General features: G+C 60.6%; 10 protein-coding genes. 9 read left to right on the top strand and 1 reads right to left on the bottom strand.

The features are described from left to right. Positions 1-35 precede the first annotated feature (35 nt). From ACHHRT_RS13390 to ACHHRT_RS13375, 4 genes are all read left to right on the top strand, one after another. Positions 36-413 carry a hypothetical protein gene (locus ACHHRT_RS13390; protein ID WP_395500275.1) on the top strand — a complete coding sequence of 126 codons (378 nt, stop codon included), beginning with the start codon at positions 36-38 and terminating at the stop codon, positions 411-413. Positions 414-1,213: 800 nt separating this feature from the next. After that, positions 1,214-2,539 carry a group II intron reverse transcriptase/maturase gene (ltrA, locus tag ACHHRT_RS13385; RefSeq protein WP_395500274.1) on the top strand — a complete coding sequence of 442 codons (1,326 nt, stop codon included), beginning with the start codon at positions 1,214-1,216 and terminating at the stop codon, positions 2,537-2,539. Positions 2,540-2,759: 220 nt separating this feature from the next. Beyond that, on the top strand, positions 2,760-3,875 hold the full coding sequence (locus ACHHRT_RS13380; protein ID WP_395500273.1) for an FIST signal transduction protein: 1,116 nt from the start codon (positions 2,760-2,762) through the stop codon (positions 3,873-3,875). Continuing rightward, positions 3,872-5,635 carry a putative bifunctional diguanylate cyclase/phosphodiesterase gene (locus tag ACHHRT_RS13375; RefSeq protein ID WP_395500272.1) on the top strand — a complete coding sequence of 588 codons (1,764 nt, stop codon included), beginning with the start codon at positions 3,872-3,874 and terminating at the stop codon, positions 5,633-5,635. The genes ACHHRT_RS13380 and ACHHRT_RS13375 overlap by 4 nt, the downstream gene beginning before the upstream one ends. Before the next feature lie 50 nt (positions 5,636-5,685). Here the strand turns inward: ACHHRT_RS13375 and ACHHRT_RS13370 are convergent, their stop codons facing one another. Next, positions 5,686-6,447, bottom strand: a complete 762-nt coding sequence (locus ACHHRT_RS13370; protein WP_395500271.1) for a methylglyoxal synthase — start codon at positions 6,445-6,447, stop codon at positions 5,686-5,688. A 383-nt stretch (positions 6,448-6,830) separates the two neighbouring features. On the opposite strand from ACHHRT_RS13370, the gene ACHHRT_RS13365 reads away from it, so the two are divergent. The 5 genes from ACHHRT_RS13365 (at position 6,831) to ACHHRT_RS13345 (ending at position 11,679) form a co-directional block, all read left to right on the top strand. Then, positions 6,831-8,444 carry an HDOD domain-containing protein gene (locus ACHHRT_RS13365; protein WP_395500270.1) on the top strand — a complete coding sequence of 538 codons (1,614 nt, stop codon included), beginning with the start codon at positions 6,831-6,833 and terminating at the stop codon, positions 8,442-8,444. A 150-nt stretch (positions 8,445-8,594) separates the two neighbouring features. Further along, positions 8,595-9,134, top strand: coding sequence for an RNA polymerase sigma factor (locus ACHHRT_RS13360; protein WP_395500269.1), 540 nt, complete (start codon positions 8,595-8,597; stop codon positions 9,132-9,134). A gap of 37 nt (positions 9,135-9,171) precedes the next feature. Next, positions 9,172-9,939, top strand: a complete 768-nt coding sequence (locus ACHHRT_RS13355; RefSeq protein ID WP_395500268.1) for an anti-sigma factor family protein — start codon at positions 9,172-9,174, stop codon at positions 9,937-9,939. 37 nt (positions 9,940-9,976) lie between these two features. Further along, positions 9,977-10,348, top strand: coding sequence for a hypothetical protein (locus tag ACHHRT_RS13350; RefSeq protein ID WP_395500267.1), 372 nt, complete (start codon positions 9,977-9,979; stop codon positions 10,346-10,348). Between the two features lie 86 nt (positions 10,349-10,434). After that, entirely contained in the window at positions 10,435-11,679 is a 1,245-nt protein-coding gene (locus ACHHRT_RS13345) for a tetratricopeptide repeat protein (protein WP_395500266.1), read from the top strand. Positions 11,680-11,764 lie beyond the last annotated feature (85 nt).

Here is an 11,764-nt window from a genome sequence, read left to right as displayed (position 1 = left end):
GAAAAACCTTTTAAAAAAAGTAGAGGTGATCATTGATGAACGCGCGTCGGAAAAAGAAGTTTATTCCTGTCGGCCTGCTGCTCGCCGGCGTCCTGTTGCTCAGCAGTCCGTTCCAGGCTGGCGCCTTCCCCCAACACGGCAACGGCGGCCAGGGCGGAGCGGCGATGACCGGCGGTGCCGCCCAGTCGGCGGTTACCGGCAAGTTGGTGGAAACCATGAACAGCGGTGGCTACACCTACGCACTGGTGGAAAACGGCAGCGAAAAGACCTGGGTAGCGGTTCCCGAGACCAAAATCGCCGTCGGCAGCCAGGTCTCCTTCCGGCCGGGCATGGTGATAAGCGGTTTCACCAGTTCATCGCTGAATCGAACTTTCGACCGAATCATTTTCTCAACGGGGTTGGTCGGCAACTGAAATAACGGCAACCATCCCAACACACCAGGGGGTCCCGCTACCGCAACCCTTGACCTTGCCTGCCGGATGTGAGTTCCTGGCCGGGCACTGCCCCAAGCCGTTCGCGGTTGGGGCAGTGCCCGCTCTTCTGCCGGTCACCGGCCCAAAATGCCAAGCATTTTTCCGCAACCTGGCCGCTTTGTGGGTGGTTTTTCATTGACATGCCGGTGGGCAGCCATCATTCTCGAGAGAGGGTAACGCTTTAAGATGGGCAGGTTGCACGGGGTTGTCGCCGATCCCCCCCCCTTTTTTTTGCCAGGGTCGATAAAAGCAGCACCCTGTGCGGCCGGGCAAGGTCGCACATTCTAGCGGGTGCGAAGCCCGCCCCGGAAGGCTGGCCGGCCACCGGGTAGCGAGTCCTTGGACCGAAGGGAGTAATCCCCGAGATTAAGCGTAGGACAGCAAGACAGCAGGCCGTAAGCCGCAAGGTTGAAGGGATTGAGCCCCGAAATGCTTTTGTCGTGAGGGACGACGTGCTAGGAATCACGGAAGTCACCATGGGCATCGGCGCAACTGGCAAGTCGATGCACGCCTCACCGGGGTCTGAGACCATGGCATGCTGGACATTGGGAATGTGTGGCAACCCGGGAGGCCCTGTATCTTCTTGCAAGGATGCGAGTATGCCGGACGACCGATAAGAAAGGAAGAAGGGCAGACGAGATGCAGGGAGTCGGATGGCGTCATACTACTGTCGAGGGCGGGTAATGCCGCCGGAGGGAAGGACGCCACATAAGGGACCGCGCTGTGAGGAAACATCGGCTATGCTCAGCAATGGCGAAACGGTGGAAACGAAATTACAGCGCATAGCGGAAAAGGCCCGCCAGGATCCACGGTGTAAGTTCACCAGCCTGTTTCATCTGATGGACGTGGATCTGCTGCGGGGGTGCTTTGCCAGGCTGCGAAGAGACGCGGCGGCAGGCATTGATCAGGTAACCAAAGAAGAGTACCAGGCGAACCTGGAGGAGAACCTTCGCATCCTGGTGGATAAAATTCACCGGATGGCGTATCGTCCTCTCCCGGTCCGGCGGGTGTACATCCCCAAACTCGGAAGCAACAAACAAAGGCCACTGGGTATTCCCGCCATAGAGGATAAGTTGGTCCAGGCAGGATTGGCACGGCTCCTGACGGCGATATATGAGCAGGACTTTATCGCCGACTCCTACGGGTTCCGGCCCGGACGGAGTTGTCACGATGCTTTACGATCCTTAAGCCATGAAGTTGAGCGGAAACCGGTCAACCACATTGTGGGGGTAGACATTAAGGGGTTCTTCGATAATGTCGAGCACAAGTGGCTGATGCAGTTTCTCGCCCACCGGGTGGCGGACAAACGTGTTCTGCGATATACGGAGCGCTTCCTCAAGGCGGGAATCATGGAAGATGGGGCCTTACTTGACCAAGGCGACGAAGGAACACCGCAAGGCGGGATAATATCGCCGATCCTGGCCAACATCTATCTTCACTATACTCTCGACTTGTGGTTTGAACGGAAGTTCCGCAAGAGCTGTTGGGGCAATGCCCGGCTAATCCGCTACGCAGACGACTGGGTCACCTGCTTCCAAAGAGGGGACGAAGCTGTCAGATTCCGCTGCGAGGTGGAGGAGCGGCTGGCTCAATTCGGCCTTGAGGTGTCGCCGGAAAAGACCAAAGTGCTGGAGTTCGGTCCAATGGCTGAAGCGAGGGCCAAGAGATGCGGCGGGAAACCGCACACCTTCGATTTCCTTGGATTCACGCATTATTGCAGCCGAGCCAGGGGAAGCAGGCGCTTCCGCATGAAGCGCATTACCTCCCGGAAGAAATTTACCGCCAAGCTTCGAGCGTTCAAGGAATGGCTAAAAGCAAGCCGGACCTTGCCTGCTCGGGAACTCATGGCAAAAGTGGTCAGCAAAATACAAGGCCACTTTGCCTACTACGGGGTAACGGACAACTCACCGGGTCTGCTGCGCTTCTCTATAGCAGTAAGGAGACTGCTCTTCAAATGGCTGAATAGAAGGGGAAAGCGAGACTGCATGAAATGGGATAAATTCAGGTCGTTTCTCGGGAAGTTCCCCCTGCCGAAGCCGATAATCAGGGTGCACCTGCTCACCTAACCGTGAAGCGACTTTATGAGGAGCCGTGTGCGTAAATAGCGCAAGCACGGTTCTGTGAGGGGCCGAGGCCAACGCTTGCCAGCCCACAACCGGAGACCAATGCAGCACGTAGTAGCCGCGTGCGGCGAGGCGTTTAAAGAGGCATTGCCCGGTTGGAAAATGGAAGTGGAGAAGTCGGTCTACTCGACAACTCCTATCACCTCACCTTTAAGGAGAGGTTATGCATATACTGTTGGAGAGTCAGGGGCGGGCGGATCCCTTGGCCGAAGTGTTGCGGAAGCTGGAGGAGGATCCGGCGGTGGCTGGAATTATGCTGCTGGGTTGTTCCGACAACGACAACGCGCCGGGTACGTTGCGCACTGCCCTGACGGCCACCGGCAAGCCGTTGTTCGGTGGCCTTTTCCCCCAGATTATGCATGGCCGGCAGCGGTTGTCGCGGGGGACGGTGGCGGTGGGGCTGCCGATGGCGCCCCGGGTGGCGCTGATTGACCAACTGTCCCGCCCGCAACGCGACCTTGACGCGGCCCTGATCTCCGCCTTTCCCGAACCGGCCGCCGGCGGCACCCTTTTTGTTTTTGTCGATGCGATCTCCTGCGGCGCCGGCGCCCTGGTGGAGGCCCTCTACAATCACTTCGGCCTGGAAAACAATTATCTGGGGGGCGGTTGCGGCACCCTCTCCTTTACGCCGCTGCCCTGTGTGCTTGACCGGAGCGGTTTGCACCGGGACAGCGCGGTGTTGGCGATGCTCGACCTGCCGAGCAGCATTGGGGTGGCCCACGGCTGGCAGCCGATCTCCGAGCCTTTGAAGGTTACCGGAGCGGAGGGCAATGTGATCCACAGTCTCGACTGGCGGCCGGCCTGGCCGGTATACCGGGAGCTGGTTCGTCTCCATGCCAAACACGACTTCTCGGCGGAGAATTTTTTTCAGACCGCCAAATCCTACCCCTTTGGCATCACCCGCCTGGGTGGCGAGATCGTGGTCCGCGATCCGGTAAAGGTTATGGGTGAGAGCCTGGTCTGCGTCGGCGAGATCCCATCGCGGGCCTTTGTGCGGATTCTGCACGGCGATCGGAGCACCCTGCTGGCGGCCGCTTCCCAGGCCCGGCAGACCAGCGATTACGCGTACGATGGTGGCGGCAAGGACCCCACCATCCGCCTGGCTATGGACTGCATCTCGCGGGCGCTTTTCCTGGAAGCCGACTTCTGGCGGGAGATGGCGGCCATCGACGATGGCCTGCTGCCCTTTGTCGGGGCATTGACCATCGGCGAAATTGCCAATTACGGTCAGGACTATCTCGAATTTTACAACAAGACCGCTGTGGTGGGGGTTTTGTGATTCAGGAAAAGTTTTATCAGCTGGAGGTGCTGCACGAGATCGCGATGGCCATCGGCACCAGCCTGGAGATGGCGGCGATGCTCAACGATTGCCTGCCGTTGTTTCTGCGCCGGCTGAGTTGCGCCACCGCCGCGGTGGTCGAGGAGCAGGATGGCCGGCTGGTCCCGGTCCGCGTACTGCCGCGCGGCAAGAAGCTGGCCGCCCTGTTGCCAGCCCTGGCCGTGGCGCTGGCCGATGACACCCGTCCCGTTGTTCCCCCCTTTGCCGTTCAGGATGGCCGTTATTACTACTTCTGGCGGTTACCCAGGTTTGGGGCGCTGGTGCTGGGACGGGGCCGCCATTTCGACCAGGCGATGATCGAGGAGATCGCCGCGCTGGCCGACAAGCTGGCGGTGGCGCTACGCTCCTGCCGGCAGCACGCCGAACTGGAAGCCTCCCTGGGTTCCAACGCCGAATTGATCCGGGAAATTTCCTGGCAGGCCAACCACGATCCCTTGACCGATCTGCCCAACCGGCGGCTGTTTGCCAGGCGGTTGAGCGAACTACGCCGCTCCGCCGCCCGTGGCGGGGTCTCCCACGTCCTGATCTACCTCGATCTCGACCAGTTCAAGGTGGTCAACGACACCTGCGGGCACGCGGCCGGGGATCAACTGCTGCGGCAACTGGCCGTCCGGCTGCGGGACCAGGTGGGCCCGACCGATACCCTGGCCCGGCTTGGCGGCGACGAGTTCGGGATTCTGCTGGAGGGGTATTCGTCCCGGGAGGCGATCGGCTTTGCGGAAAAAATCATCGCCAGTATCAGGAGTTTGCGCTTTCCCTGGCAGGACAAGATCTTCATGATCGGGGCCAGCGCCGGCATCGCGATCATTGGTCCCGACAGCGAGGAGGAGGAGCTGCTGGCGGCCGCCGATGCCGCCTGCCATCTCGCCAAGGAGCGGGGCCGCAACCGGGTCCAATTGTATACCCGCGAAAACAGCGCCCTGGCCACCCGGCGGGGCGAGATGTACTGGGCCTCCCGCCTGACCTCGGTGATCGAGCAGGATGGCCTGGTGCTTTACGGCCAGTGGATCGTGCCGATCCGGCACCCTAACCGGCCCCACATCGAGATTTTGCTGCGGATGAAGGAGGCCGGCGGCGAACTGCTGGCGCCGGCCGCTTTTATCCCCGCCGCCGAGCGCTATGGCCTGATCACTGAACTGGATATCTGGGTGGTCCGGCGGGTGCTGGCCCTCCGCCGTCTGTTGCCGCCCCGGGCTGCTGCGCAGACTTGGGCGGTTAACATTTCGGGGGCGTCGATCAACGACAATCAGTTTCTGCGCTTCCTGGAGCGGGAGATCGACCGCAGCGGACTGCCGGCCGGGTCGATCTGCTTTGAAATCACCGAAACGGCGGCGATCTCGAATGTTCCCCGCGCCTGTGAATTTATCGGCACGATGAGGGCCGCCGGTTGCCTCTTTGCCCTGGACGACTTCGGCAGTGGTCTGGCCTCCTTTGCCTATCTCCAGCAGTTACCCGTTGATTTTCTGAAGATCGACGGCAGTTTCGTCCGTAATTTGGCCGCCAGCGCCCTGGATCGGTCCATTGTCGAGGCGGTGGTCCGGATCGGGCATACCCTGGGGATCACGACCATCGCCGAGTGGGTCGAGGAGGAGGAGGCGCTGGTCCGTCTGGTTGCCCTTGGGGTGGACTACGCCCAGGGCTATTTTCTCCACCGCCCCCAGCCGCTGGAGGAGTTGCTGGCTGACGGGCCGGAAGAGTAAGGGCAGTGGTGCCGACGACGAGGAAGCAATCGTCGGTCGCCTGTTGCCGGCTACCCGGGTTCGATCAGCTTCTGCATCAGTCCGTCGATCAGCAGTTGAGCGGTGGCATCGTTGGTCGCCAGCGGTACGTTGGCGAATTCGCAGATCCGGATCAGGGCGTTGACGTCGGCATGGTGGGGCGCGGCCCACAGCGGATCCCGGTAGAAGAAGACCGCCTCGACCATCCCCCGCGAAACCAGCGCGCCGATCTCCTGATCGCCGCCATGCGGGCCGGAGAGCGCCCGGCGGGCCACCGGGAGATCAAGCTCCTGTTCGATGCGCAGGCCGGTGGACGCGGTGGCGATCAGGTTGCAGCGGCGGAAGAACTCTTCGTTGTTGCCGATCAGTTGCAGCAGTTCCTTCTTGCGGGCGTCATGGGCAATAACCGCGCAGTAGCCGCTGTGAAACTCCCCCGACAGGCGGCGAATTGCCACCCGCGAGAGCGAGGCGTAAAAGGCGGAGAAGCCTTCCGGCCGCTCCCTGCCCCAGCGCTGAATCTCCTGGCGCTTGACGATGTAAACCAGCACCTCGTCCACGGCCCTGACATCGGCGCCGGCGGGGATCTCCCCCAGGAAACCGATCTCCCCCAACCAGGTAGGGCCGGTGAGCAGGATGCGCTCTTGCCGCAGGATCACCTCCATCGTGCCCCTGACCAGCAAGATGATCCGGTCCGACGGTTCGCCGCAGCGAATCAGCTCCGTATGGGGGGCGAATATCCGCCTTTCCGCCGCCAGCTCCTGCATCCATCGCTCCATGACCGCCTGTTCAATCATTTAGCACCTCGTCCACCCGTTGGTAACTGCCTCTCAATAGTTGCACAAAAACTTTGACAGGTTGTATCGCCGGCGTCAAGAAACGATTGGACAATGATCATGAAATAATGGCGAAAAATCTTGCGGCCACCTGGCGCAAACCTTTATACCATAACCGAAACGGTTGTCGTCCCAGACAAGGTAAGCGTTTTTTGGGCTTCAGAGATTCCAGCTTTTTGTCTGTCGGTATGACCGATTTGTCCAGTAGGGGATTTTCGTGGCGCACGGCATGGAGTACATTGGCGCTGGCTGGGGATGGGTCGACTTGAAACGCCATGAGCCGGATAATGTGAATTGTTATAGTTAGTTGCAAGGTTGAATCGCAAATATTGAGGCTTGGTGGGATGGTGGATAGCGGGATAAAGGCCGACGATGGCGACGCGCTCCAGCCGCAAAAGCGGTTGGATGAGATTTTCGCCAAGATGAAAATCAAGGGCCTGCCGGCCATGTCCGGTCATGTCCGGGAGCTGATCTCCCTTACCCAGAGCAGCCGCAGCGCCGCCTACGAACTGGCCCAGGTCATTCTCAAGGATTACTCCCTGACCAACAAGGTTTTGCAGGTGGTCAACTCCGCCTACTACTCCCTGGGGCGGCCGGTCAACTCCATCTCCAAAGCGGTGACCATCCTCGGCTTCGACGCGGTTCGTGATCTGGCCATGGCCATCGCCCTTTTCGAAAATTTTGTTAAGAGCGGCGCCGACAAGGAGAGCATCAGCAGGATCATGACCTGCTCCTTTCTCAGCGCCATGCAGGCCCGTGATCTGGCGGTGGAGAAAAATCTGGAGGTCGCCCCCGAGGAGGCCTTTATCTGCGCCCTGCTCCACAATCTGGGCAAGATCATTGTCTGTATCTATCTTCCCGAGAGCTATTCCCGGATCGAAAAAATGGTGGCCAGGGGGGTTGGCGAAGCCGCCGCCGTCCGCGAGGCCCTGGATGGCCTGGACTACCAGAAGATCGGGATGGAGGTGGCAGCTTTTTGGAACCTCTCCAAAAATGTTATCGCGGCCATGGACCCCCGGCCCCGGAAACCCCTGAATAATCGCGACCGCAAGGGATATCTCTGCAACCTGGCCTCTTTTGCCAACCAGTTGACGGAAAATGTTTGTGGCGGAAGGTCGCTGGAGCCGCTGCTGGGCCGTTACGGTCAGATCCTCTATCTGGGGCGGGAGGATCTGACCGCCCCGCTGGAGCGCAGTATTGCCGCCTCGGAGGATATGTCCGATTCCCTGCGGTACGGGTTGGCCAAGCTCAAGATCGGCCAGCGCCTGCATGAGGCGGAGGAGGCCCTGAAATACCCTGGTGGGGCCAGGAAGGCCAGGTTTGACCTGCTGGCGGCCGATGGTGTGGTGGCGTCCGCCGCCCCGGAACAGGAGTTGGTCGCGGCGCCGGAGCTGGAGCTGGAAGCGGTGGAGTTTTTGGATGAACCTCCTGCCGGTTCCGGCCAAGCGCCCGAAAAATCCATTGACGACTTTATTCGCGAGCTGACCGAAACCCTCCTGGGGCCGATCAATCTCAATGATTTCTACATCAATCTGCTGGAAGGGCTCTATCGGGGGATCGGTTTTGATCGGGTGCTGCTGGCTGTGCTCAGTATTCAGCCCGGCCGGCGGGTGCTGATCGGCCGGTTCGGCTTTGGTGACCTGGAGCCGGAGAAGATCACCTCCTTTACCCATGATCTGGAGGCCGGAGGGGTGATCTCCCAGGCCCTGAAACAGGGCAAGGATATGGCGGTCCCCCCCGACACCCCGGGAGCCTTTGCTGAAAATCTCGCGCAACTGGTCAGGGGGCGCATGGTTTATCTCTTTCCCATCAGTCTTGACGGCAAGCCCATCGGCCTGATCTACCTGGATCGCAAGCAGGGCCGTCCCAAACTCGATGGCAGCCAGATCAAAACCACCCGCCTGTTCCGGGACTTCGCCGTGATGGCCATTCGGAAGCTGCGCGGCGGCAACAACTGATTGTCAGCGCCTTTTAAGGTCGTTTACTCCCTGTCCTGCTCCCCGCCACTCTTGCTCTGCCCCCTTTTTTGCAAAAAGAATAGTTTGATGGAACCTTTTTCCCGCCGCCGACGTGTCGATGAGTGAAAGGGGTGACAACAAGAGGAGTTCATGTCGGAAGATCTTAACCAAAATTATCAGGCCCGTTTTGAACGGTTGCTGCGCCCGCAGATTGAACCCCTCTACCGCCTGGCCTGGCGGCTGTGCGTTAATCGTGACGACGCCGAGGATCTGGTGCAGGATCTGCTGGTCAAGCTCTATCCCCGGCTGGAAAAGCTCGCGGAGGTGGCAGAGTTGCGCCCATGGCTGGCCCGCAGTCTCCGCAACCTCTATGTTGATCGGCTGCGTCGCCTGGGGCGAAGGCCCGTGGAGGATTGGGATGTGGAGCTTGAGGCCGTGAGCGACTCCCGCCCCTCGGCCCCCATGGAGCCGGAGGCGGCGCTGGCGCGGCAACAGTTGCGGAACCGGGTGGCCCAGGCCCTGGCTCGGCTCAATGATGATCAGCGGCAACTCATCATTTTTCACGATATGGAGGGCTACACCCTGCCCGAGCTGGAGCTGATTCTGGGCACACCCCTGGGCACCTTGAAATCACGCCTCCATCGAGCCCGGGCTCGGCTGAAAGAGTTGCTGACCGATGGAACCATTTGAGCGGCGGCGGCGTGTTGAATGGCGAGAGGTGATCAAAATGGAATGTAAAGAGTGGGCAGAACGGATTGATGACTATCTTGATGGGTACCTGGAGCCGGCGAGCCGAGGTGGTTTCGATTCCCATCTTGAATCGTGCCGGGTTTGTCGGGCCGCGGTTGCCGCTGAGGCGGCCTGGCGGCAAACCTTGCGACAACTGCCGGTTCCCCCCATGCGGCCCGGATTTGCCGAGCGGGCCCTGCGGGGAGCCGCCTTGGCCAACCGGCGCCCGGTTACCATTGGCGGTGGTTTTGGGCTCTTTGCCCTGCTGCGCCGGCTGGTGGGCGGCGGTGGTGAACCCGCCCGCAACCGGCGGCCCGGCGGCCGATTGCTGCTGGGAGCCGGGCTGGGCGGGGCTCTGGCCGCCGGCCTGGTGGCCCTGTTGCTGGTGGTGAGCCCGCCACGGGAGGTGGCGCAGCTGTTGAGGGAGCCGGTGCAGCTGGTCAGTATGACGGTCAATGAAACCCGTTCGCTGGATCTGGTCTTTCACGCCCCGGCGATGGTGGAGGAGGCCGAGCTTGAACTGCGGCTGTCCGACGGTATCCGCCTGGTCAACAGGCCGCAGCTTAGCGAGGTTAACTGGAGTGTTCGCCTGGAGGCCGGCGGCAACCGTCTGCCCCTCACGGTTCGGGCCGATCAGGGCGGCGAGCAGACCCTGGTAGTTCGGCTGCGACAGGGGGAACAGCAAAGAGAGTTTCGGGTTCAATTTGACATTGTTCCCGGTTCGTTCAGGGACAGCACAGCTCCGCAATATCGCGCTTGGTTGTGATGTCAAACAGCAAAAATCATAGACAGGAGATCAGGAGATGTTTAAGAAAAAATCAGTTGCCGTCATTGCGATCATGGCCCTCACCTTTGTCGCGGCCAGTGCCCAGGCAGGACTCAGCGAGGTAACCATGCAGGTGATCGATCAGGATGCCGGGGTGACCGAAGGGGTGACCACCACCCTGGAGCTCCCCGAAGTAGCGGCGGAGGATGGGCGTGAGGAGTCCGCTGCCGGGCTGGAAACCGCCACCACCGCCCGGGAAAGAAGCCGGGAGCAGGTTCGGGAGCAGGTCCGGGATCAGGCTAGGGATACCGGGGATCAGGTTCGGGAGCAGGCTCGGGATCAAGTTCGGGAGCAGGCCATGGAGTTGCGTGAGCGGACCCTGGACGCCAGGTCCCAGAATCGGCCGTAGTTGATCCCGGTCGTTAAGCGCTAATCTCATTCAGCCCCCTTCCGCAGGGAAGGGGGCTTAATCTTTTTCTACAGGATGGGCTTGTTATGGGGGTGTCCCGGTGGAGTTGGGCGCAACTGCTGGTCTTGTTTTTACTGTTAACCGCCACGTTCTCCTGGGCCGCGGGTAGCGAGTTTGAGCAGGGGATCGAGGCCTTTCGGGCCGGGGATTACGCCAGGGCGGCCCAGGCCTTTGAACAGGCCCGGGCGGCGGGGGTGGATTCAGCCGCTCTTTACTACAACCTGGGGGTGAGTTACTACCAGCTCGGTGAGTATGGCCGGGCCGAGCAGGCCTTCCGGCAAGTATTGGGGGTCAAGGCCATGGCTCCCCTGGCGGCCTACAATATTGGCCTGGTAAAAAACCGGCAGGGCCGGGAGGAAGAGGCCGCTATCTGGTTCAGGCGGGCCCACCGGGAAAGTAGTGACCCCCAATTGCGCCTTCTGGCCCGTGAGGCTCTGGCCACCCTGGGCCATGGGCCGGCAACGGTTGGCGGCCCCTTGCGGTATGCCGAGGCCGGCTTATCTTACGGCTATGACAGCAACATTGTCGAACCCATCGATGCCGGCAGCGAGACCAGCGACACCTTTCTGGAATACTACGCGGCGGCCGGACTTGATCTGGGCCGGAGCGTGAGCCTTGCCGGCCTCTTCCTGGGCCAGGACTACCTCTCCACCGACGCCTATGATCTCCATTTTTTCTCCTTGGAATTACAAAAGACTTTAACTTTTGTCGACTGGGGCGCCGCCTTCGGGCCGCTCTACTCCACCAGTACCATGGGCGATCTTTCGTTGCAGGATGCCCTGGGTTTCCGGCTTGACCTCAGTCGCGACCTGGCCAACGGCGACCGCCTGCTGTTCCGTTACCGTTATGAGAAGATCAGCTCGTCGGATCGACCCTATCTGGAGGGCTGGCTGCAGAAAATCACCCTGGAATACGCGGGGGGAGCCGCGGGCTATCGCGTCGGTTACGAGCTGGAGCTCAATGGCCGGACCGATAGTGCCACCGCCAGCTATTCACCCAGCCGGCATGGGCTTTTCTCTCGATTCCAGTATCCATTGAGCCGGCGTTGGGAGGCCTCGGCCATGGCCAGGATCAGGTACAGCAGCTATCCGGAGCTTGCCGGAATCAATCGCCAGGATACCCAGGCGACCCTCCGGACGGGGTTGGAGTTTGCCGCCAGCCGCCGGTTGAAGTTGCTGGCTGAATTCAGTTACGAGAACAATCGCTCCAATATCGATGCCTACGATTATGCCAGGAGTGTGCTGCTGACCGGGGTTAAGGTCGAGTTTTAAATTTTGCTCTTTCAAACTGGTTCAATTTATTGTAGACTGCGCCGATTCCGTTTGCTGGCGGGACTATTCGGAGCTTTCTTCATGA

The sequence above is a fragment of the Desulfurivibrio modestus genome (assembly GCF_044068625.1).
Taxonomy (GTDB): Bacteria; Desulfobacterota; Desulfobulbia; order Desulfobulbales; family Desulfurivibrionaceae; genus Desulfurivibrio.
This window is presented reverse-complemented; position numbering and strand designations above follow the sequence as displayed.